Consider the following 23,683-nt stretch of genomic DNA (forward strand, 5'->3'; position numbering starts at 1 on the left):
TCAATATTAAAGCTTAAATTAAAACCTGAGCCTGTAATTTCCGCGCAAAATATGGGGAAGGTTACGGGCCACATGGTCTTGCATGAAAACGGAATAGAAAAGGCGAGCGAGGAACCACTGCAACGCCGCACCAAGGTGGTGTGGTACCACTCACTGTTCTGGAAAATCACCGTCTTTCTCGTATCAAGCATCGTCCTGGCCTATCTCATCGGTGCAGCGGTCGGATGGTTGATGGTGGAGCGGGATTCGCTCGACCAATGGCGGCGGGAAGCCGAGTTGAACGCGCAGGTAACCACCTCGGCGGTCCGCAGCATCTACACCTTCATTGCAATCGAAAGTAATGAGGCTGGCCAGATCACAAAAATCGTTAGCGAGCGTCCGCTCGGGGACGATGCCTCCATCCTCGACACCGGTTTCAATCCTTCCGATGTACTAGGCCTCGCGGCTGCTCAGACGAAAAACAACGTTTGGCTTTTCCAGAAGGAAAGCGGTTCAAAGGAATTCTCCAGTTCTGCTGATGCCTTTGGCACTGCGCGACAGGCGACATTGACGTTACCATCATCTGCCGTATCTGATAGGTTTTTCGTCGGATTTGCAGATTTGGGCGATGTTCGCCATTTCATCGCATTTGTTCCAGTCGTCGGTCCAAAGGGGGAGCTTCAGGGTGCCCTTGTGACATCCATCGGACAGGCTTCGGTTCTTTTTGAAAGCCAGACAAGGCTGCTGCAGAATTCGCTGGTGTTACTGCTTACGATACTGATCGTGACCGGTGGTGTCGTTACGCTGATCATGCGCAAGTTGTTCACACCTGTGCCATCGCTTATCGAGGCACTCAGCCGTATTGCCCATAACGATACCCAGTCGGTTACCCCATTTCAGAAGCGAAATGACGAGATAGGTCGTTTTGCTGTTGCGATCGAAATGGTGCGCGAAGCCGTTGCCGAACGCGAAAATCTTCGTCAGGTGCGCGATGTCGCCATACAGATGGAGCATCTCGCTCACCACGATACACTGACCGGCCTTCCAAATCGTGCTTTCTTCAACAAGCGTCTTGAGGAAGAGATCAAGGGGCTGGGGGCCGGCTCTCGTTTCAATATCATGTTGCTGGATCTGGATCGGTTCAAAGCCATCAATGACGGTCTGGGACACGCAAGCGGAGACGCGCTGCTGGTCGCCTTCGCCGACCGGCTATCTTTGTTGCTGGGACCGCACGACATGGCCGCGCGGTTGGGGGGAGACGAATTCGCGGTACTGCAAATGGTTCGGAAAGATCCAGTTCCAGAAGCCAGCCGCTTATCCAAGGCGATTATCGAGGCCGCATCGCGTCCCTTCTCTCTGCTGGGTAAGGAAGCCCTGGTGGGAACGAGCGTCGGCATTTCGACTGCACCGTCACAGGGGCAGGACGTTTCGGAGCTACTGAGGAACGCTGACGTTGCACTCTATTGTGCAAAATCAGAAGGACGGGGAACTTTTCGCTTTTTCAAGAGCGGAATGGAAATGTCCAAGGACCGCGAAAACATTCTTCAGCAGGATATCGAACTGGCGCTGCAGCGGGGAGAGTTCGAGCTTCACTATCAGCCGATCTTCTCCTTCAGCGATCCTCATCCCGTCGAATTTGAGGCTTTGATCCGTTGGAAACATCCGGTGTCGGGATGGATATCGCCCGTCGACTTCATTCCCATGGCGGAAAAAAGCGGCCAGATCGTTGCGATAGGAGAGTGGGTCTTGCGCAGGGCATGTGCAGATGCAATGCGTTTTCCCAACAATGCTCGCGTTGCCGTCAATGTCTCTGCGGTCCAGCTTCAGCAGGGCGATTTTGGTGCAAAGGTGAAAGCTGCGCTTCAGCGCTCCGGGCTTGAATCATCCCGTCTTGAAATCGAGCTGACGGAGACCGTTCTTTTATCCGAGGCCGTTGCAATGAATACGCTGTCGGAAATCAGAGAGCTTGGTGTGGACATCGCACTGGATGATTTTGGAACAGGCTATTCCAGCATCAGCTATCTGATGGCTTTGCCGATCAGCAAGATAAAGATTGACCGAAGCTTCGTCGCGGATGCCCAATCCCGAGAAGGAAACCGAGCAATCGTCCGCGGAATAGTGCGTCTCGCGGAAGGGCTCGGGCTCAAGACGACCGCGGAAGGCATTGAGACGCAGGCGCAGCTTTCATTCATGCGCGCGGCAGGGTGCGACCGTGTGCAGGGGTATCATCTGGGCCGCCCGATGAAAATCACAGAGGTCGAAAGTCGCTACCAGCCATCGGCTGGACGAAAAATCCATCGCTAGGAGCGCGTGAAATGCAAAATCATTCAATGTGGCATGTGCCGCGAAAGTGCCTTTCACTGTTGACGCTGCTACCGATAGCGACCGCGCTATTGCTAACTCCCGTCCGAGCCTCGGACGTCAAAAGCCCGACCTTGGAGCGAATTAGAGAGACGAACACCATCGTCATTGGTCACCGGGAAGACGAGGTTCCTTTTGCCTATAGAGCGCCGAACGGGAAGGTGATCGGCTATTCCGTAGAAATTTGTGAGTATATAGCGGACCATATCAAGAATGAATTGAAGCTGGACAGGCTTGATATCGCTTATCTCACCGCAACAACGGCCACACGGTTTTTGCTCGTAAAGGCAGGCAAGATCGATCTCGAATGCAGTGCCACGACCAATACCGCGGAGCGCCGCGGGCTGGTAGAGTTTTCCTATCCGCACTTCATAACGGCCACTCGATTTGTATCGAAGGCTTCCAGTAATCTTCATCGGATTCGCGATCTTGCCGGGCGGACGGTGGCGTCCACCACCGGCACGGTAAATATAGAGCAGCTTCAGAACCGCAATCGAGCGGATGGCCTCAATATTTCTGTCCTTCTCGCAAAGCGGAATTCGGAAGGCTTTACCATGGTTGAGACCAATAGGGCGTCCGCTTTCGTCATGGATGGCGTCCTTCTTGCAGCGCAGGTCGCATTTTCAAGCGCTCCGAAAGACTATGTTATTTCCGAGGAAACATTCGGTTCTCCTGAACCCTATGGGATATTGATGCAGAAGGACGATCTTGCCTTCAAGAAACTGGTAAATGAGGCGCTTCATCAGCTCTTTGTCAGCGGTGAGATCAGTCGCATCTACGACAAATGGTTCATGTCGGCTATTCCACCGGATGGCCGTAATTTCAACCTTCCGCTCTCACCGGATTTAAGAGCAGCCTTCAGCGAGCCGAAGGAGTACCTGCAATGATTGCCCGGGCGTTCGCATTGTCAAAACTCTGCATCGGGCTCTCTACATTTCTTATAAATGTAAGTGTGAGCCATGCAGAATTCGACACGCCCACTCTCCAGAGGATTACAGAGACCGGAAAAATCCGGATTGGTTATGGCGTTACTGCACCGTTCGCGTTTCAAACGTCTGACGGTGAAGTGGTTGGATACTCGATCGACATTTGCAGGCGTCTGACGGAAAGGCTGAAGGACCGATTGCAGCTTCCCGCCATCGAAATCGACTTCGTTCCGAGAACACCAAGCAATCGCATTCAACTGTTGAATGACGGTCTCATTGATATCGAGTGCAATGCCAGCACGAATACCGAGGAGCGGCGTAAAAGCGCCAGCTTTTCCTACAGTCATTTCTATAGCGCCAGCCGATATGTCTCGCTTGCGAAGAATGGGCTTTCGGCATTGGATGACCTAAAGGGGCGCTCCGTCAGTGTGACGTTGGGAACGGTAAATGTCGGAGAGATCAACGAAGTCAACCGAGCCCGGAAGCTGAATATGTCGCTTGTGCCAGTCGAGGCCATTCAGGCCGCCTTTGATATGGTATCGGACGGGCGGGTATCGGCCTTTGCGATGGACGAGGTGTTGCTCAGCATGATGATCGCACAATCCGGCGCGGCCGAAAATTATCGGTTATCCTCGGAAACTGTGACGCCTACACAGCCATTCGGCTTCATGATGCGCCTGAATGACCCCGCTTTCACCCAGGCTGTGAACGAGGAACTGCGGGTTATCTATGGCAGTGCTGAAATGGCCGGGATTTATCGACGCTGGTTTGAAGAACCAATGCCGTCACTCAACCTCAACCTCCATATGCCTATGAGCGACAGATTGAGGGCCAACTTCGAAAATCCAGAAGCTCCTTAAGGCGAAAACTCAGGAACCATTGTTTTAGGGGTCGCGTTCCTCTTGGAGAAGGCGCGCCATGAAAGGCATGGAAGCGGCAGGTTCGGGGTAACGTCGATGGCGTGTTCACCCAAAGAATATTTGAACCTAATACCGTTTCGCTGGTTCGGTGCGCTCCATTGATCTCGCCACGGAGGTAGACACATGGAAAAGACCGAGACGCGAAAGCTCGCCGAGGAATATATGCTGCTCGGAGGCACACGTCAGGTAATGATCGATGATAACAAGACATTTGTTCGTCAGTACGATCATGAGCCGGAAGAGGCAGAACAATTCTGGCAGGAGCACATCGCGCCTCTCGATAAAGCGCGACGCGATGACGTCGAGTTCTTCCTGCCGTCTGCAAATTCAGACCAGTCGGAATAAATCCCACCCCTAACGAACCACTCAAAAAGGAGAAAGCCATGACGGCTATCAACTCTGCGAAAATCGTTATACTCGCGACCGATGGATATGAGCGTTCGGAACTTCGTGTTCCCTATGAAGAACTCCGAAAAAGAGGTGCCGATGTCAAAATCGCCTCCGTGAAAGAAGGTCAGATCAAAAGTTGGGATGACACCGACTGGGGCGATTCCATTGCTGTCGATCTTTCAGCAAAGGATGTTCACATCGAGGATTTCGATGCGCTTGTTCTTCCCGGTGGTCAGATCAACCCCGACAAGCTTCGAGCCGACGAGGATGCAATGCGTGTCGTGAAGGAATTCGTCGATTCTGGTAAGGTCGTTGCTGCTATCTGCCACGCCCCCTGGCTGCTGATCGAAGCCGGCGCGGTAAAAGGTCGTGAGGTGACCTCGTTCGGCTCCATCAAGACCGATGTCGAAAACGCTGGTGGCATCTGGAAGGATGAAAAGGTTGTAACCGACAAGGGTATCATCACTTCGAGGTCTCCAGACGATCTAGACGCCTTTGTCGCAAAGATCGTGGAAGAGGTTGAAGAGGGACAACACGACCGTCGCGCCGCCTGAGAACTGTCTGCTTTTCTGGAACGGGAGCCGCTGCTTTTGTCAGCGGCTTTTGTTCGTCTGCGGCAAACTTTCGATATTCACCGTCCACAATGCGACGTCGCATGGGGCTGCGGGATGCCTTTCGCTGTATTTCGAACAGATTCGCTGCAGTTTTTACTTTTTAGACGGCTTTAACTAACCAATACACATAAGAGATCGTTAATTTGCATCGATTGGCGGAATAATACTTTTTTAGAAACCTGTTCGTGTTTTGTCTCGATTAAATCAGCTGTAGGTCTCCGCATTCCTACGTTCCATGGGTCTCTAGCCCGTCCGGGTTAATTCGCCATATTTGCGCCGCAATTCAGTCATTATTGCGTCGCTTTAAGCGATGAGATTGCTCACTTTCCGGCTTAAGATTAATTTTTCTCCATAAACCTCACGTCTTTTTTTAATTGTCTTAGTGTGCGATGCCGTAAATTTGCTGCACCGCACAATAAGCTTTATGCTCTTGATGTTGAAGTTTTTGATTTGATGTCGACCATTTTTTTCAGAATTCTTAGAAATCTATAAGAAGATATGGAGTATAAATTCTCCATTTATACATAATTATTGCGAGGCTTGCGCTGGGCGCATGGTTCTCTTCCAAAATGCTTTTTGATTGAGCAGTTTGAATATTAGTTTGAAAACTTTTGTGAGGAATTTGGTTCCTGGTCGGAATGCAGCGCGAACACTGCTGCCTCACAAAAAATTTAAAAGCACCAAATTCCGGCCACACCCGTCCTGTCTGATCTAACTCGAATTGACGCGCCCAACGGGTACCGACCATCGCAAAACATAAATGGAGTTCTCTCTATGAAGTCCGCGACTCGATCGGCTGTTTCGCCGCTTGTTAGCTCTGACGATATTGACGTCAGCTTTCCGATCGGAGGAATCGCAAAACGCAGTTTCGATGTAACATCGGCTGTGCTTGCGCTTCTCGTGCTTAGTCCGATATTTTTGATGATCATGGCCCTTGTGAAGTTTTCGGACAAAGGGCCAGCATTTTATGGGCACCGCCGTGTCGGCCATAATGGTCGTACGTTCCATTGCCTGAAGTTCCGCACCATGGTCATGAATGGTGACGAGGTTCTGCGCCAGTATCTCGCTTCCAACCCTGAAGCGGCTGATGAATGGAAAGCCACCCGCAAGCTCAAGGACGACCCTCGCGTCACTGCGATTGGAACCGTTCTGCGTAAGCTCAGCCTTGATGAGTTGCCGCAGCTCATTAACATCATTCGTGGTGAGATGAGTGTTGTCGGTCCGCGTCCTGTCGTGGACGAGGAGCTGAACTACTATGAAAATGCTGCTCGCTATTATCTTAGCACGCGCCCTGGATTGACCGGGCTGTGGCAGATCAGCGGTCGCAACGACGTGTCCTATAAGGCCCGCGTGGATTTCGACACGCAGTACGTCCAGAACTGGTCCATGATGCAGGATATGGCTATCATCGTTCGCACGGTGCCTGCTGTCTGCATGTCGCGCGGAAGCTATTGAACCAACTCCCATGGTTCTGCGTTTCGACGCGTATTATTCACGCCGCTCATGAGCGGCGTCTGCGACTGGAGTGATCCGGTCGCAGCAGGGTTGTGAATAAGCAACTGTATTTATGGAGTTTCATATGGTTGGCACTGCCGCCGATTTTTACAGTCATTTATGGCGCAAGCTTCCAGCGTTGGCTGTAGCAGCCACCTTGGTTTTCACCGGTCCGATTCACGCTTTCGCTCAGGATTCACAATATCGTCTCGGTACGGCAGACAAACTGCGGATACGCGTGGCCGAATGGCAACCTGCAGATGGCACCGTACGCAATTGGGATGTCATCAACGGCGATTATTCTGTCGGGTCTTCTGGTTCCCTTTCTCTCCCATTCATCGGCCAGCTCGATGTGGAAGGCAAGACGACAGGTGAGGTCGGTGAAGAAATCGGAAAGCAGCTTCAAAGCAAGTTCGCCTTGCGTAATCTGCCATCGGCATCCGTCGAGGTTTCACAGTTCCGCCCCGTCTTCCTGACTGGTGATGTGCAGACGCCTGGAGAATATCCCTATGCACCCAACATGACGGTGCTAAAGGCCGTCAGCCTTGCAGGCGGTCTGCGCCGTTCCGACGCGGGACAGCGCTTCGCACGTGACTTCATCAATGCCCGAGGCGACGCTGCCGTCTACGACGACCAGCGCGGTCGTCTTCTGGCGCGACAGGCGCGACTGGTGGCTGAGGTCAGCGGCAACAAGGAAATTGCAAAAACGTCAGAGATGGAGAAAATCCCCAACATCGATGCACTTCTCGAAAGCGAAAGTTCGCTTATGAAGTCTCGAACCGAGCGTTATACGCTGCAATTAAAAGCCCTGGCTGATCTTCGCCAGCTTTTGGAAAGCGAAGTCGAGTCGCTTCAGAAGAAATCCGAGACCCAGCAGCGCCAGCTGCAAATTGCTCAGGAGGACCGTGAAAAGGTCAATCGCCTGAACGAACAGGGCCTTGCGCTTGCACAGCGCCGCATTTCTGCTGAAGAACGCGCGGCGGAAGTCGAGTCCAACCTTTTGGATATCGACACAAATGCCTTGCGCGCAAAGCAGGATATCAACAAGGCCACGCAGGACGAGATCAATCTGAAAAACGATTGGGAAGCCCAGCGCTCCAAGGAACTTCAAGACACCCGGGCGGAATTGCAGAAGCTTTCCCTTCAGCTTTCCACCAGCCGCGAGCTGATGTCCGAAGCTCTGGCACAGTCTGCCGAAGCTCTTCGCTTCGATCCATCGGGCAAGTCCGCCTCCATCAGCTATGTCGTCGTGCGTGAGGAAAGCGGGCAGTCGAAGGAAATCAAGGTTGAGGAAAATACCGCGCTTCAGCCCGGTGATGTGGTGAAGGTTGCCTCCGAAGTGCTGATGCAGTGAGGCCTTCATGCGGATTGCAAAATCGGCTCTGATCGATCCCGAAAGAAACGAGATTTACGGAATGGCGGCCATTGCGCTGTCATTCTTCGCCTTCGCGTATTCTTCGCGCTTTGGGCAGATTTCGATCCTTGCCTACTACGCAGTCTGGTTTCCCTTGGTGCTCGTAGACTACAGGCGGGTGCTCGGTAATTATTTCCGCTATCTGTGGATTTTCGCCTTCGGCATTCTGGCCGTTCTCTCCAGCTTCTGGTCGGACGCGATGTCGGTTACGATGCGCGCTTCGATCCAGTACATGACGCATATCGTTTGCGCGTTGATCGCCATGCGCGTCATCTCCATTCGCACGCTGACGCGGGGTGCGCTCATAGGCATCATTGTCGTGCTGCTCTATTCGCTCCTGTTTGGCATCTATCTTTTCGATGCTCTGGATGGCACCTACAGTTTTGTGGGCGCGTTTTCTTCCAAGAACCAGCTCGGCTTTTATGCCTCTCTCGGTGTGCTGTTTGCGGCGGCATCCGTTCTGGTATTGCGCCAGCGTGGCATATGGCTTGGAATTGCAGGTTTCGCGGGGCTGATTTCTGCCTACAGCCTGCTTGCATCGCAATCCGCCACCTCGGCCATCACAACCGCGGCAGTCGTAGGAATGATTGTCGGCTTTCTGCCGCTCTGGATGCTTTCTCCGGCCAATCGCAAGATGTTCTTTTTCGTCCTTGTCGGTGCCGGTGGTCTAGTAGTGGTTGCTGCCTTGCAATTCGGTTTGCTGGATGCGGTTCTCGGCATTTTCGGCAAGGATTCTACGCTGACGGGGCGGACATATCTCTGGCAGCAGGGAATAGAAGCTGCCGCGCATGCCCCAATTTTTGGCGTGGGTTATCAGGGTTTCTGGGTGCCAGGCTTCTTCGATGCCGAGCGTCTGTGGGATGATTTCTTCATCACAGGTCGTACCGGCTTTCATTTTCACAACACCTATATCGAGGTGGTGGTTGAAAACGGCTTCGTTGGTCTGGTGCTGTTGTGCATCATTCTTTACGGAACTCTTCTAGGTCATCTTCGCAGGCTGTTGATGCATAAGCAGGATCCACAAGCGCTTATTCTGTTCGCCTTGTGCGCGCTGTTCGTCGTGCGCTCATTCGTGGAGATCGATATTATTTTCGCCTATCAGATTGGTTCCTTCCTGCTTTTCTACGCGGCTGGAAAGCTGAGTTTGCCTGTGCGTTCAGCGAGCAGGGCAGGGGCTTTCGCGCCTAATGTTCCGATGCGGCCGATTGCTGGAAGCTGAGCGAAGCAAAAGTTTTCGTTCCATCCACAAGAGTCCCAGCAGGCCTTGTTGACTCTTTGCTGAAATTGGAACAAAAAGTGAACATGAGATTTTAGCGTGGAATGCTTTTAGAAGTTTCGTGTCATGCAGAAGCGCGCAGAACAGCTTGTCGTGGAGGAGTTGCGGGAAAGACTGGAGAGGATCACACACGGACCTTCCAGACAACAGGAGATTCTGCCTTTTGATCTGCCCGTTATCGATGATCATCTACCCGGCGGTGGCCTGAAACTTGGTAGTCTTCATGAGGTGAGCGGTGGTGGAAACGGCGCAGCAGATGGAGCGGCTTCCGCCTTGTTCTGTGCAGGCATCGCGGCGCGGCTCAAAGGCAAGGTTCTGTGGTGCGTCACACGACCGGACCTTTTCATGCCAGCATTGAAACAAGCCGGACTTTCTCAAAACAGGCTCATCATCGTTGAGTGCCGTGATGAAAAAGGCGTGCTGGATTGTTTCGAGGAAGGGCTGCGCTGCAATGGTTTCGGTGCCGTGGTCGGTGAAGTTTCTAAGCTTTCCATGACCATGTCGCGCCGCCTTCAACTCACGGCGGAAGCATCTGGCGTGGCAGCACTTGCGCTTCGCCGCTGGCGCCATCCCTCCGGTGCTGCCGATTTTGGCCAGCCGACCGCTGCGGTCACCCGTTGGCGCATTTCCACGCGGCCATCATCACCGCTGCCTGTCAAAGGGGTGGGGCGGTCGCGGTGGTTTTTAGAGCTTTTGCGCTCTCGAGGTGGTGAGACATTCGAACTTGAAGTGGAAGCCTGTGATGCAAAGGGTCGTCTCGCTATTCCTGCCGACATGGCAGACGGATCGATACCGAAGGGCGCTTGGCAAGCAGGCGCCACCGCTTGATCGACCAGTCGTCATGATCGCTCGTCAAGGCAGCCGCCGCATCGTTGCGGCGCTGGATATCGCCGCGCTGAAAGCTGGGCTTCGGCTCGGAATGCCTGTCAGCAAGGCGCAGGCTATTTTGCCCGGCTTGATCGTTGAGGAGTTGAAGCCGGAGGAAGATGCCGAAGCTCTCCGTCACCTCGCTTTCTGGTTCCTGCGGATTTATGCCCCCATCGTCGCCCCGGATGCGCCAGATGGGCTGGTGCTCGATACAACCGGGGCCGATCATCTGCATGGCAATGAAAAGCTCATGCTGACGGGTATGATAAATCGTCTTCACGCTCTCGGCTTTGCGGCTCGCGCCGCAATCGCTGAAAGCTGGGGTGCAGCCCATGCAATGGCTCGATTTGGGTCTGAAGCTGCAACCATCGTACCGCAGGGAAATTCCACCTCCATGCTCGCGCCCCTGCCGCTTGTCGCCTTACGGCTGGATGCGCGCCTGGTTGCCGACCTGAAAATAATGGGTTTCCGACGGATATCAGAACTGGCAGCAGCACCCCGCGCGCCCGTAACCCTGCGCTTCGGCCCGGAAGTGGGACGCAGGCTGGATCAGGCACATGGCATTCTTTCCGAGCCCATTGAGCCAATCCGCGTTGCAGAACTGGTGGAGGTCCGTCGCTTCTTCCCTGAGCCGATTGGCGCTGCTGAGACCATTGCCCGATACACGAAAAAGCTAGTCGAGCAGCTTTGTCTCGGGCTGGAAAAGCGTGGACTGGGCGCGCGACGGGTGGATCTCGTCTTCCATCGTGTCGATAGCGGTTTGCAGGCCATCCGGGCAGGCACATCGAAACCGGCACGGGACGTCAAGCAGCTGACGCGTCTTTTGACGGACCGTATCGATACGGTCGATCCCGGTTTCGGTATCGAAAAGATGACGATCACCGCCACTCATGCCGAGCCGCTGATGGCAGGGCAGGCGCGTTCCAATCTTCTGGACGAGGCGAGAGCGGATATAGGGGAGACCGTGGATGTCATCATCAATCGCGGGCATAAGGTCTATCGTTACGCAGCCGTGCAAAGCGATGTGCCGGAGCGTTCCGTGCAGGCAATTCCGGCGCAGGCAGCGGAAGACGAAATCGGTTGGCCAGACCATTGGCCGCGCCCGGTTCGGCTGCTTTTCAAACCGGAACCCATCCAGACCGTGGCGCTGCTGCCCGACCATCCGCCAAAAAGTTTTACATGGCGCGGTGTACGACATCTGGTGAAGCGTGCCGATGGTCCGGAGCGGGTGTTCGGTGAATGGTGGAAGCGCGACCGCGAACTGACCGCAGTACGCGATTATTTCCGCGTCGAGAACGAAAGCGGCGAACGGTTCTGGATTTTCCGCTCCGGTGACGGGGAACATGCCGAAACCGGCTCTTTGAACTGGTTCATGCACGGGTTGTTCGGATGAGCGAGAAGGTCCGCTATTCCGAGCTTCAAGTTACTTCGCACTTCTCTTTTCTGCGCGGTGCCAGCTCCTGCGAGGAGCTGTTTGCGCAGGCGAAACTGCTTGGGATAGACGCACTCGGTATTGTAGACCGCAATACCCTGGTTGGTATTCCACGCGCTTATGAAGCGGCCAAGCATCAAGGTATTCGCTTGGTCATAGGGTGCAGGCTCGATCTTGCGGACGACATTTCCGTCCTCGTCTATCCAACCGATCGGGCTGCATATGGACGATTGTGCCGCCTGCTGACCTTTGGAAAAAAGGATAGCAAAAGTGGCAAATGCCATCTCACCTGGGGCGATCTCGTTGCTTATGGTGAAGGGCTTCTCGTCATTCTTCTTTCGGATTTGGCAGATGAACGACTGTTGACGCAGTTGCGGCGCCTGAAGACGGATTTTTCGGACCGGGCCTATCTGGCGATGAATCTTCGCCGCAGGCCGAATGATCATCTGCGTCTGCATGAACTTTCCAACATGGCGTTGAGGGAGGGCGTGCCGACTGTCATCACCAACGACGTGCTTTTCCACCATCCGGACCGTCGCATGTTGCAGGATGTCGTGACCTGCATCCGCCACAACTGCACGATCGACGATGCTGGTTTCCGGCGTGAGAGGCACGCGGATCGGTATCTCAAGCCACCGGAAGAAATGTATCGGTTGTTCTCTGCCTATCCCGAAGCGCTGGCGCGGACGCGCGAAATCGTTCGGCGCTGCAAATTTTCGCTTAAAGAATTGGAGTATCAATACCCTAACGAAATAAATGAGCCTGGGCTGACAGCGCAGAAGGCCTTGGAAAAATTCGTTTGGGACGAGGTGCCGGAACGCTATCCAGAGGGCCTGCCAGAGAAGGTGGAAAAGGCGCTCAAGCACGAGTTGGCGATCATCGCCAAGAAAAAGTACGCCCCTTATTTTCTGACGGTTAACGCCATCGTTCGTAAAGCCAGAGAGAGGAAAATTTTATGTCAGGGGCGTGGTTCTGCGGCCAATTCTGCTGTCTGTTTCGTATTGGGCATTACTGCCATTGATCCAAAGGAAAGCGACCTTCTTTTCGAGCGCTTCGTTTCCGAGGATCGTGACGAGCCGCCGGATATAGATGTCGACTTCGAACATCAGCGCCGTGAAGAAATCATTCAGTGGATCTATGAACACTACGGACATGATAAGGCAGCCTTGTGCTCAGTTGTTAGCCGCTATCGCGGAAAGGGTGCCATTCGAGATGTCGGCAAGGTGCTGGGCCTGCCTGAGGATTTGACCAAGCTCATGTCCTCGCAAATCTGGTGGTGGACCGAAGGTGTAGGGGCTAAACAGGCAAATGAACTCAACATCAACTTAGATGACCGCCGCGTGCGGCTGGCGTTCGATCTCGCCCAACAATTGATTGGCACTCCTCGCCATCACAGCCAGCATCCAGGCGGTTTCGTGCTGACTCATGACAGGCTTGATGAACTCGTTCCCATTTTACCTGCCGCCATGGATGATCGGCGTATCATCGAATGGGACAAGGACGATATCGAAACCGTAAAATTCATGAAGATGGATTGCCTTGCGCTTGGCATGCTCTCCTGCATGCGCCGCGCTTTCGATCTGCTGGAGGAGCGTGAAGGCAAGAGGTACGAACTAAAAACGATACCGCTGAATGATGGCCCTACCTACGATATGATCTGCAGGGCGGATACGATTGGCACCTTCCAGATCGAAAGCCGGGCGCAGATGTCCATGCTGCCGCGGCTGAAACCGCGTGAGCTTTATGATCTCGTCATTCAGGTCGCCATCGTCCGACCAGGTCCAATTCAAGGGGATATGGTGCATCCCTATCTGCGGCGACGGGAGGGAAAAGAGGAAGTTGTTTATGAGCGACCGGAACTTGAACAGGTTCTCAAGAAGACACTGGGCGTTCCTCTTTTTCAGGAACAGGCAATGCGTGTGGCAATCGAATGTGCAGGATTTACCGCGAACGATGCGGATCGACTGCGGAGGGCCATGGCAACATTCAAGAATGTGGGAACGATCACCGAATTTAGGGAAAAGCTCATAAATGGTTTAGTGAAGAATAAATTCAGCAAGGAATTTGCAGAGCGCCTTTTTAAACAGCTCGAGGGCTTCGGCAGTTACGGTTTCCCGGAAAGCCATGCCGCATCCTTCGCTCTGGTCGCCTATGCCTCATCTTGGGTCAAATGCCACCATCCCGACATCTTCTGTGTTGCGCTTTTGAACTCCCAGCCCATGGGCTTCTACGCGCCAGCGCAGATCGTGCGGGATGCGCAAAATCATGGCGTGGAGGTGCGCCCGGTCTGTATCAATAGCAGCCGTTGGGATTGTCTGCTGGAACCACTGGGCAAGGAACGAGGTGCCGTGCGGCTTGGAATGTGTTTGGTGAAAGGTCTTTCCGATAAGCAGGCGGCTCGTATCATCGCTTGCCGGGAAGAAAGCCCCTTCGTTTCCATCGATGATCTCTGGCACCGTGCCGGTGTCAGGACGGAGACGCTGGTTTCTTTGGCTGAAGCCGATGCCTTTCTCCCGTCATTGGGGCTTTCGAGGAGGCAGGCATTATGGGCCATCAAGGCTTTGCGCGATGAGCCTTTGCCGCTCTTCGCCGCTGCGGCGCGAGAGCAGAAGAAACCTATCAATGAGTTGGACGAGCCAGAAGTCGCACTTCAGCCCATGACGATGGGTGGCGAGGTGGTGCAGGATTACGGCCATGTCGGGCTGACCTTGCGGCAGCACCCCATGGCCTTCTTGCGGCAAGATCTTGCTCGCAAACGCATCGTTACTTGTGCGCAAGCTACCAACACGCGGGATGGTGGCTGGATAGAGGCGGCCGGGCTGGTGCTTGTTCGCCAGCGCCCCGGTTCCGCAAAGGGTGTTATTTTCGTGACGATGGAAGATGAGACAGGCATTGCCAATGCCGTCGTTTGGGCGAAGACGTTCGAAAAATATCGACGCGCTTTGCTGGGTGCCAGCATGGTGGGAATTTACGGAAAAATCCAGCGAGAGGGATCGGTCGTGCATCTGGTCGCGCACCGGATCACGGATCTGTCCGATATTCTGAAAAGCGTTGGCGAGCGCGAAAAACCTTTCCCGTTACCCCATGGCAGAGGGGATGAGTTTCATCGGGGCGTGCCGGAAGATCCTCGAGTTCTGGCCAGGCGGAAAGCTCTTGCTGAAAATGATGACGGTGAGGCGCATATCACGGTGAAAGGTCGGAATTTCCACTGATTGCGATCAGGATTCTCTGACTGCGCCTCGGGTTCGTTCCTTACCGACCTCAATAACATGGCGCATGGATTTTACCGCTGCATCTTCATCTCGCGCTGCAATGGCGTGGACGATGCGCAGATGGTTAGAGGCGATTTCAGAAATGGTTTCGGGTGCGGAAGCCGGTGATGAAAGCTTGAAGGATATGGCAAGTGCTGCCTCGATCAAGCCGCTGGCCGAGCGCATGAATGGGTTGCCGGAAATGCGCGCCACCGCAAGATGGAATTCGAGATCCACCTTGGCGATGCTTTCGGGCGTGTGGTTGAGATTATCGAACTTGGCGGCTATGACGTAAAGCGAAACGATATCTTCGTTGGAGGCTTCTCGGGCCGCCGCAGCAGCAGCCGAAGGCTCCAGTGCCAGGCGAATTTCTGCAAGATGCTCGATGAATTCGGGGTCTATGCCCGCATCGCACCGCCAACCCAGTACGTCCGGGTCGAAGAAATTCCAGCTTGCCTTGTCCAGTACGCGGGTGCCGACCTTTGCTTTCGGTTCAACCAGCCGTTTGGCGGCGAGCGTCTTCATGGTTTCGCGCAAGACGGTTCTGGAAACACCGAAGCGAAGCGACAGTTCAGCATCGTTGGGCAGAAGCGAACCTTCAGGTATGCGGCCGGAAACAATGGCGCTGCCAAGCTCAGCCACCACATGAGCGTGGCTGCTGCGGCGTTTTCGCCCTGTTATCGTTGTTTCCAGCAGACCCAAAAACGCCCCCGTCAAAATTAACTCGTTGTTTTATCGCATGCGTAAAACCGTTTCGCACTCTTGCTGGAAATGCTCTAAGCCGGATGAGCTTCCGCCAGTCGCCTGTTTGAATACCAGATGATTGCGCGTTGCAATACGATGAATATGAAGAGCAGTATGCCGATGACGATTTTCGTCCACCATGATGACAGTGTGCCGTCGAACACAATGTAGGTCTGTATCAGGCCCTGTATCAGAATGCCTACGAATGTACCTGCTACAAGTCCCGTGCCGCCCGTAAGAAGCGTACCGCCAATCACGACTGCGGCTATCGCATCCAGCTCCACGCCAACGGTTGCCAGCGAATAGCCTGATGAGGTGTAGAGCGTATAGACGATGCCCGCGAGGCCCGAAAGAAAGCCGGACAGTGCATAAATACCAATCGTCGTCTTGCCGATAGGTACGCCCATCAGTTCGGCTGATTGCTGGTTTCCGCCAAGCGCATAGACGTTTGCCCCGAAGCGCGTGCGTGCGGCAACAAGCATCCCTACCGCAAAGACGATCAGCATGAGAATGGCCAGTGCTGTCAGCCTGCCGCCACCGGGGAAGCGGAAGTAGAAGCCTTGTATCGCATCGATCACCGGATGCGAGATGGGTACGGATGCAGTGGAGATGAGATAGGCCGCGCCACGCGCCAGAAACATACCCGCAAGCGTGACCACGAACGGCGGTATGGCAAGGAAATGGATCATCGCTCCCATCAGGCAACCGAACACGGTTGCGATGATAAGGACGACCGCGAAGGCGAGCAAAGGATTGACCCCATAGGAGCCAACCAGCACCGCCACGAAGACGCTTGTAAAGGCAATGACCGAGCCGATCGAGAGGTCGATACCTCCAGAAAGGATAACGAAGGTCATGCCGACCGCCGCGATCCCGAGGAATGCGTTGTCCGTCAATAGATTGCCAACGACGCGTGTGGACAGCATTGCCGGATATTCCACCACGCAAAGGGCGTAGGCGATGATGAAGATCGCGAGCGTTGTGAGGAAGGGTAGGTTGCGGGTGTGGATCATCGCGCGGCTCCCTCCTTGTTTATGCCGTGGGTGGGCGTTGGTTCTGTCTGGCGCTTCGAGAATTTGGCGAAACCTATCAGGGTCATCAACGCCGGTGATTGCAGTGTCAGCACCACGATGATGATGCCTGCCTTGATGATCAGATTGAATTCCGGCGGGAAGCCTGAAACCAGAATGCCAGTATTGATGGTCTGGATAATCAGCGCGCCGATGAGCGAAGCGGTGATCGAAAATCGCCCGCCATTCAGCGACGTGCCGCCGATGACGACGGCCAGAATGGCGTCGAGTTCCAGCCAGAGGCCGGCGTTGTTGGCGTCTGCGCCGCGGATGTCGGCGGTCACGATCATACCCGCAACGGCGGCACAAAGCCCGGACACGGCATAGACGAAGAACAGCAGGAATTTGGCGCGTACACCGGCGAGCGCTGCGGCGCGCCGGTTTATTCCCGTTGCCTCGATCAAAAACCCGAGTGCGGATTTGCGCACGAGCAGACCGACGAGCAGTGCTGTCAGAACCCAAATGATGACCGGCAGCGGAATGCCTGCAAATGCACCTGAGCCGATGGCAGAGAAGCTGTCATTATTGAAGGTGAGAATGACGCCTTCGGTGATCAACTGCGCGATACCGCGTCCCGCGACCATGAGAATGAGTGTGGCGATGATTGGCTGGATATCGAGGAGCGCAACGAGGATGCCGTTCCAGATACCGCAGGCAATGCCAACTGCAAGTGAAGCCGCGATGACGACGGGAATCGAGTGGCCGTTCGCAATCAGGGTGGCAGCTACCGCGCCGCAGATCGCGATGACGGCACCGATGGATAGATCGATGCCCTTCGTGGCGATAACCAGTGTCATGCCGATGGTCAGCAGGGCAACGGGTGCGGCGCGAACCAGAATGTCGATGAGGCTACCATAGAGGCGACCATTCTGGAAGGAGACGTTCAGAAAGCCGGGCGATATGATGGCAATGGCGGCCAGTATGATGAAGAGCGCGATGATCTGCGGGGCAAGCCGTTTCAGCCGGATGGAAATGCTTCTGGTCATGCCGCCTCCACACGTGCAGCATTGGCTATCGCCTGCATGATGTTTTCCGCGCTTACTTCATCGCCCTTCAGTTCTGCCACGTGGCGACGGTCGGAGAGAACGATGACGCGATGGGCAACGACGGTCAGTTCCTCAAGCTCGGAGGAGATAACGATCAAAGACATACCTTCGGAACAGAGCCTTTCGATCATTTTCAGGATCTCTGCATGCGCACCAATATCGATGCCGCGGGTCGGCTCATCGAGAATGAGCAGGCGCGGATTGGTGGCAAGCCAACGCGCGAGAATGGCCTTTTGCTGGTTTCCGCCGGACAGGAATTTTATCGGGCGTTCCGGGTCTGCGGGACGGATATCGAGCGACTTGATGAAGTCTCCGGCGAGCGCCGCCTTCTGGCGTTTCGAAAGCGGACGCATCCAGCCCTGACGGGCCTGAAGAGCGAGCGCGATGTTATCGGAAACGGAGAAATCGCCAATGATGCCATCCGTCTTTCGCTCTTCTGGGCAGAAGCCGAAGCCCTGTTCGATGGCTGATTCCGGCGATAGAATGGAGACCGTCTTGCCGTCGATGGTCGCATTACCACTTTCTGGTCGGTCTATGCCAAAGAGCAGAAAAGCGGTTTCGGTACGCCCGGAACCGAGCAGCCCGGCAATGCCGACCACCTCGCCGGGGCGAATTTCCAGATCGAATGGTTCTACGCTACCGCGTTTTCCGTAACCTTCAAATCGGATCGGAGATGGACCGCTTGCGACGCTTTGTTCATCGACCTGTCGGTTGTGTGTGACGTTTTGTAGCTCGCGTCCCAGCATCATGGAAATGAGCTCGCCGCGCGGCAGCTCTGAGATCGCGCGTGTTCCAACCAGCTTGCCATTGCGCAGAACCGTGACCCGGTCCGCGATGTCGTAAACCTGGTTGAGAAAGTGAGTAATGATGACGATGCCAAGACCCTCGGCGCGGAGCTGCCTTAAAACTGCAAACAGCATTTCGACTTCATGGCTGTCGAGGCTGGCGGTGGGCTCATCCAGCACAAGAACCTTGCCGGAAAGATCGACGGCGCGAGCAATCGCAATAATCTGACGGATGGCGACGGAGTAGCTTGCCAGAAGCGCATCCACATCAATCGTGAGGCCGTAACGCTCTAGAAGGGCGCGAGCGTCTGCACTCATTCGACGCTTGTCGATCAGCCCGAAACGACTTGGTTGCCGCCCGAGAAACAGGTTTTCGGCGACTGTCAGGTTTTCCAGAAGATTGACTTCCTGATAAACAGTGCCAATTCCCAGCGCTTGCGCTTCTCCCACATTTGCCGGCGAAATTTCGTCGCCCGCAAGACGGATCGCACCACGATCGCGCGTGTAAACACCGGTCAAAATCTTGATAAGGGTGGATTTACCAGCGCCATTTTCGCCCAGAAGCGCATGGACTTCGCCTGCCCGTAACGTGAAATCAACGTTGTCGAGGGCAGTGATGCCAAGGAAGGACTTGCCTATGGCACGCGCTTCCAGAAGATTGACCTGATCGGACATGTTGCAGTTTCCGCATGAAAAAAGCCGGGCCAAGCAACCCACGCGCCATTTCTGAAGTGGGAACAAGCTTTCCCAAACTAGACGTCATCCTCGGGCTTGACCCGAGGATCCACCACCGAGCCATGGATCCTCGGGTCAAGCCCGAGGATGACGAAGGGATAGATTTGCATCCTTGTCGGTAGTGTACGAAGCGGCGCAAAGGGACGCCGCTTCGTTGGGATCGCCTTAGTAGCCGAGGTCTTTCTTGGATTCATAGACCTTCATCGGATCGTCAGAAGCCGTGTAAAGCTTGGATTCCGTCTGAATCCATTTTTTCGGCTCCTTCTTATCCTTGAGATAGGAATCGAGGGCATCAAAAGCAGGGCCTGCCATATTAGGCGTCAATTCGACCGTTGCGTTGGCCTCACCGGCGGCCATGGCCTTGAAGATATCCGGCACAGCGTCGATTGAAACGACCTTGATATCGGTGCCGGGTTTCAGTCCAGCTTCCTTTATGGCCTGAATCGCACCCACTGCCATGTCGTCGTTATGGGCATAGACGGCACAGATATCCTTGCCGCCATTTTCAGCCTTGATGAAGCTTTCCATGACTTCCTTACCCTTGGTGCGGGTAAAGTCACCGGTCTGCGAACGCACGATCTTGATGTTGTTGTGCGAAGCGATAGCTTCTTCGAAGCCCTTCTTGCGGTTGATCGCGGGCGATGAGCCGGTAGTGCCCTGCAGTTCCACGACCTTGCAATCCTTGGAACCGACATCCTTGACCAGCCAGTCACCAGCGACCTGGCCTTCGTGAACCTGATCAGAGGTTACTGCTGTGAGATAAAGGCTGTCCGGCGCGTCGATCTGGCGGTCGAGCAGGATGACGGGAATGTTCTCTTCCTTGGCCTCCTTCAGAACGGCGTCCCAACCGGTTGCAACAACCGGCGCAATCAGAATGGCATCAACACCCTGTGCGATGAAACCGCGCACGGCCTTGATCTGGTTCTCCTGTTTCTGTTGAGCGTCTGCGAATTTGAGCGTAACGCCGCGCTTTTCAGCCTGTTGCTTGGTGACGGTGGTTTCCGCCGCGCGCCAACCCGACTCAGAGCCGATCTGCGAGAAGCCAACCGTCAGTGATTTCGCTGAAACGCCGGATGCAAGGCACACGGAAAACGCGACGGTGACCGCCGCAAGTGCTTTTCTCATCTTAATCCTCCCAGAGATGAAGTCAGCATGACGATGTGATTTGAGCATATAGTATTATTCTTGGGAAGAGATTTTTTAGCGATTTGTTAAATTTCCAACGCAGCGTGGGAATGATGAATTATAAATATCTATAATAATCAATGCCTTGTTTATTATTTAAATTTTTCTGTCGGCGGTCTCATCTGTGGAATGCTGAGCTTGACAATGAGGCAGACGGCAAAATAGTAATATGAATAGGAAAATCAGGGCTGCGACGTTGGTTGTGGTCGATAATTGCCGTAGATAAAGGCAAGAAAAGAAAACCTGAGGCAGGAAATACCGTGACAATCGTTTCTGACTGCTATTATGGGATGTTCGATTCCGAACGATGTCCCTGGGGTGGAAGGCGACTATGCTTAAGGCTTGTGACCGTCTGGATTTCTTTTTCGCCTCTTATCATAAGCTCGTCGCAATCCTGTTGTCCTACCCGTGCGCCATTTCCGGCTGGAGACCAAACCAATGACAGATCAGAACAATCTACCCGCAACCAAAGGCAAGCTGCGCTCGCGTGCGTGGTTCGATAACCCCGCAAACGCAGATATGACGGCGCTTTATCTAGAGCGTTACATGAATTTCGGTCTCAGCCAGGCGGAATTGCAGTCAGATCGACCTATCATCGGTATCGCGCAGACGGGTTCGGATCTGTCACCCTGCAACCGCCACCATCTTGAACTCGCTCATCGTCTTCGTGAAGGCATTCGTGAAGCCGGTGGTATTGCCATCGAATTCCCGGTTCATCCTATTCAGGAAACCGGCAAGCGCCCAACAGCCGGTCTTGACCGTAACCTTGCCTACCTTGGCCTCGTTGAAGTTCTCTACGGCTATCCGCTGGATGGCGTCGTGCTGACCATCGGCTGCGACAAGACCACGCCTGCCTGTCTTATGGCGGCGGCCACCGTCAACATTCCGGCCATCGCCCTTTCAGTCGGCCCAATGCTCAACGGCTGGTTCCGTGGGGAGCGCACCGGCTCCGGCACCATCGTCTGGAAGGCGCGCGAACTTCTGGCGAAGGGTGAAATCGATTACCAGGGCTTTGTGAAGCTCGTTGCATCGTCAGCCCCGTCTACCGGTTACTGCAATACCATGGGCACGGCAACGACGATGAACTCGCTGGCCGAAGCGCTGGGCATGCAGCTTCCGGGCTCTGCCGCAATTCCGGCACCTTACCGCGACCGCCAGGAAATCTCCTATCTCACCGGCCTTCGCATCGTGGAAATGGTCAAGGAAGATCTCAAGCCTTCCGATATCATGACCAAAGATGCCTTCATCAACGCCATCCGCGTCAATTCGGCCATCGGCGGCTCCACCAATGCGCCGATCCATCTGAACGGTCTTGCCCGCCATCTCGACGTCGAACTGACGGTCGATGACTGGCAGACCTATGGCGAAGAAGTCCCGTTGCTGGTTAACCTCCAGCCAGCCGGTGAATATCTGGGTGAAGATTATTATCACGCAGGCGGTGTTCCCGCCGTCGTCAACCAGTTGATGAACCAGGGTCTCATCATGGAAGACGCGATGACGGTAAACGGCAAGACCATCGGCGAAAACTGCCGTGGTGCGATCATCGAAGATGAAAAGGTCATCCGTCCATTCGATCAGCCTCTGAAGGAACGCGCCGGTTTCCGCGTTCTGCGCGGCAATCTGTTCTCGTCCGCGATCATGAAGACGAGCGTTATCAGTCAGGAATTCCGTGATCGTTACCTTTCGAACCCGAACGACCCGGAAGCCTTCGAAGGCAAGGCGGTCGTGTTCGATGGACCGGAAGACTACCATCACCGCATCGACGATCCGTCGCTCGGTATCGATGCGAACACGGTTCTGTTTATGCGTGGTGCAGGCCCCATCGGTTATCCGGGTGCTGCGGAAGTGGTCAACATGCGCGCGCCGGATTACCTGCTAAAGCAGGGCGTCACCTCGCTGCCATGCATCGGTGATGGTCGCCAGTCCGGAACCTCCGGCAGCCCGTCGATCCTCAATGCTTCTCCGGAAGCGGCGGCGGGCGGTGGTCTTGCTGTGCTGCAAACCGGTGACCGCGTTCGCATCGACGTAGGTCAGGGCAAGGCGGATATCCTGATTTCAGGCGAAGAACTGGCGAAACGCTATGAGGCTCTCAATGCCGATGGCGGCTACAAATTCCCGGATCACCAGACGCCATGGCAGGAAATCCAGCGCGGCATCGTCAGCCAGATGGAAACCGGCGCGGTGCTTGAGCCTGCGGTGAAGTATCAGCGCATCGCACAGACCAAGGGTCTGCCGCGCGATAACCACTAATTTGGGTTTATAAACGTGAAGCCACCGTCTGAATTTCAGGCGGTGGCTTTTCTATGCGGCACCGTGTCTGCACGGTGAAAGAGCCTTTCAAAATTAAGGACTTGATCGCGTTGGATTCCCGATCAGGTCCCGGATGACAAAGGTCAGCTTCCGGCCTATCGTTTTTCGCCGCTCAGTCCGAGTGAAAGACCGTAATTGCCGCGTCGCCTTTTATTTTAACCGCGGAAAGACGACCGGTCATGAATGCGCCGGTATCGACGTTCAGCCTGTTATTGACCAGCGCAACCTGTCTGATCGGCGTGTGTCCATGGACTGTCAGGAACGGGTTAGCGACGGTCGGCGCAGCCTGCTCGTTTGGCCGAATCCATAGCAGATGCTTGTCCAGTTGCTGCTCCAGCGGAACGCCGTTGACCACACCTGCGTGGACGAAGCAGAATCCCGGTATCGATATCAGCGAGGGCAGGGAGGCGATGAAATCGATGTGCCGTTGTGGAATGTGTTGCTGTATGAGTGCGCGCAGGTGACGACCATCGGAAGGTATCTCGCGCATTCCATAGGATCGCAAGGTCTCCCCGCCGCCGAATTCGAGCCAGAGATGATCATGCGAGGGGTTACGGATGAAATCCAGCATCGTTTCCTCGTGGTTCCCCGCAAGGCAGTATCGCTGAAGATTGCCGCGCATCGGCTGAATGAGCTCTTCGAGAACCAGTGCTGATCTCGGGCCGCGATCCACATAGTCCCCGAGCATGATCAGGCATTTCGAACCACTTTCCTGCTCCGCGTCGGCTTCGATCTTGCTTTGCAGGGCGTGAAGCAGGTCAAGGCAGCCGTGCACATCCCCCACTGCGTAGACGACATCCGGTCGTTCCGAGGAAAACAGTTTCTGTCGCATGTCGATTACCGTATTCTGGAGGAGCATTTATCATACGGTATGGTCCATCGAA

18 protein-coding genes are annotated in these 23,683 nt (G+C 54.7%); 12 read left to right on the forward strand and 6 right to left on the reverse strand.

The features are described 5' to 3' along the window. The first annotated feature begins 72 nt into the window (after positions 1-72). The 11 genes from G6L28_RS04310 (at position 73) to G6L28_RS04360 (ending at position 14,885) form a co-directional block, all read left to right on the forward strand. Positions 73-2,283, forward strand: coding sequence for an EAL domain-containing protein (locus G6L28_RS04310; RefSeq protein WP_174062564.1), 2,211 nt, complete (start codon positions 73-75; stop codon positions 2,281-2,283). A gap of 11 nt (positions 2,284-2,294) precedes the next feature. Next, positions 2,295-3,227: an amino acid ABC transporter substrate-binding protein gene (locus G6L28_RS04315; RefSeq protein ID WP_234902464.1), complete on the forward strand. Its 933-nt coding sequence runs from the start codon at positions 2,295-2,297 to the stop codon at positions 3,225-3,227. 65 nt (positions 3,228-3,292) lie between these two features. After that, positions 3,293-4,126 (forward strand): transporter substrate-binding domain-containing protein, encoded by an 834-nt coding sequence (locus G6L28_RS04320; protein ID WP_202033527.1) that lies wholly within the window; start codon positions 3,293-3,295, stop codon positions 4,124-4,126. Positions 4,127-4,309: 183 nt separating this feature from the next. After that, positions 4,310-4,531 (forward strand): hypothetical protein, encoded by a 222-nt coding sequence (locus G6L28_RS04325; protein WP_174062566.1) that lies wholly within the window; start codon positions 4,310-4,312, stop codon positions 4,529-4,531. Positions 4,532-4,569: 38 nt separating this feature from the next. Further along, a complete protein-coding gene (locus G6L28_RS04330; protein WP_174062567.1) occupies positions 4,570-5,130 on the forward strand; it encodes a DJ-1/PfpI/YhbO family deglycase/protease in 561 nt (186 codons plus the stop codon). An 834-nt stretch (positions 5,131-5,964) separates the two neighbouring features. After that, on the forward strand, positions 5,965-6,645 hold the full coding sequence (locus tag G6L28_RS04335; protein WP_174062568.1) for a sugar transferase: 681 nt from the start codon (positions 5,965-5,967) through the stop codon (positions 6,643-6,645). A 124-nt stretch (positions 6,646-6,769) separates the two neighbouring features. Continuing rightward, positions 6,770-8,038: a polysaccharide biosynthesis/export family protein gene (locus G6L28_RS04340; protein ID WP_174062569.1), complete on the forward strand. Its 1,269-nt coding sequence runs from the start codon at positions 6,770-6,772 to the stop codon at positions 8,036-8,038. A 7-nt stretch (positions 8,039-8,045) separates the two neighbouring features. Further along, on the forward strand, positions 8,046-9,317 hold the full coding sequence (locus tag G6L28_RS04345; protein ID WP_174062570.1) for an O-antigen ligase family protein: 1,272 nt from the start codon (positions 8,046-8,048) through the stop codon (positions 9,315-9,317). Between the two features lie 123 nt (positions 9,318-9,440). After that, entirely contained in the window at positions 9,441-10,202 is a 762-nt protein-coding gene (locus G6L28_RS04350; RefSeq protein ID WP_174062572.1) for an ImuA family protein, read from the forward strand. Continuing rightward, the gene (locus G6L28_RS04355) at positions 10,117-11,634 is read left to right on the forward strand and encodes a DUF6504 family protein (protein ID WP_174062573.1); all 1,518 of its coding nucleotides are present in this window, start codon (positions 10,117-10,119) and stop codon (positions 11,632-11,634) included. Before G6L28_RS04350 ends, G6L28_RS04355 begins: the two co-directional genes overlap by 86 nt. Further along, complete coding sequence (locus G6L28_RS04360; RefSeq protein ID WP_174062574.1) at positions 11,631-14,885, forward strand: error-prone DNA polymerase; 3,255 nt, start codon at positions 11,631-11,633, stop codon at positions 14,883-14,885. Before G6L28_RS04355 ends, G6L28_RS04360 begins: the two co-directional genes overlap by 4 nt. A 6-nt stretch (positions 14,886-14,891) precedes the next feature. On the opposite strand, the gene G6L28_RS04365 is transcribed toward G6L28_RS04360, so the two are convergent. The 5 genes from G6L28_RS04365 to ytfQ form a co-directional block, all read right to left on the reverse strand. Beyond that, the gene (locus G6L28_RS04365; RefSeq protein ID WP_174062575.1) at positions 14,892-15,626 is read right to left on the reverse strand and encodes a FadR/GntR family transcriptional regulator; all 735 of its coding nucleotides are present in this window, start codon (positions 15,624-15,626) and stop codon (positions 14,892-14,894) included. Positions 15,627-15,700: 74 nt separating this feature from the next. Then, on the reverse strand, positions 15,701-16,681 hold the full coding sequence (gene yjfF / locus G6L28_RS04370; RefSeq protein WP_174062577.1) for a galactofuranose ABC transporter, permease protein YjfF: 981 nt from the start codon (positions 16,679-16,681) through the stop codon (positions 15,701-15,703). Next, positions 16,678-17,724 (reverse strand): ABC transporter permease, encoded by a 1,047-nt coding sequence (locus G6L28_RS04375; protein WP_174062578.1) that lies wholly within the window; start codon positions 17,722-17,724, stop codon positions 16,678-16,680. The genes yjfF and G6L28_RS04375 overlap by 4 nt, the downstream gene beginning before the upstream one ends. Continuing rightward, positions 17,721-19,244, reverse strand: coding sequence for a sugar ABC transporter ATP-binding protein (locus tag G6L28_RS04380; protein WP_174062579.1), 1,524 nt, complete (start codon positions 19,242-19,244; stop codon positions 17,721-17,723). Before G6L28_RS04380 ends, G6L28_RS04375 begins: the two co-directional genes overlap by 4 nt. Positions 19,245-19,469: 225 nt before the next feature. Next, on the reverse strand, positions 19,470-20,429 hold the full coding sequence (ytfQ, locus tag G6L28_RS04385; RefSeq protein ID WP_174062580.1) for a galactofuranose ABC transporter, galactofuranose-binding protein YtfQ: 960 nt from the start codon (positions 20,427-20,429) through the stop codon (positions 19,470-19,472). Positions 20,430-20,927: 498 nt separating this feature from the next. Here ytfQ and G6L28_RS04390 point away from each other — a divergent pair, with 498 nt between their 5' ends. Then, on the forward strand, positions 20,928-22,739 hold the full coding sequence (locus tag G6L28_RS04390; RefSeq protein WP_174062581.1) for an IlvD/Edd family dehydratase: 1,812 nt from the start codon (positions 20,928-20,930) through the stop codon (positions 22,737-22,739). 172 nt (positions 22,740-22,911) lie between these two features. Here the strand turns inward: G6L28_RS04390 and G6L28_RS04395 are convergent, their stop codons facing one another. Then, a complete protein-coding gene (locus G6L28_RS04395; RefSeq protein WP_174062583.1) occupies positions 22,912-23,631 on the reverse strand; it encodes a metallophosphoesterase family protein in 720 nt (239 codons plus the stop codon). Positions 23,632-23,683: the final 52 nt, after the last annotated feature.

Source organism: Agrobacterium larrymoorei (assembly GCF_013322225.1).
GTDB classification, from domain to species: domain Bacteria; phylum Pseudomonadota; class Alphaproteobacteria; order Rhizobiales; family Rhizobiaceae; genus Agrobacterium; species Agrobacterium larrymoorei_A.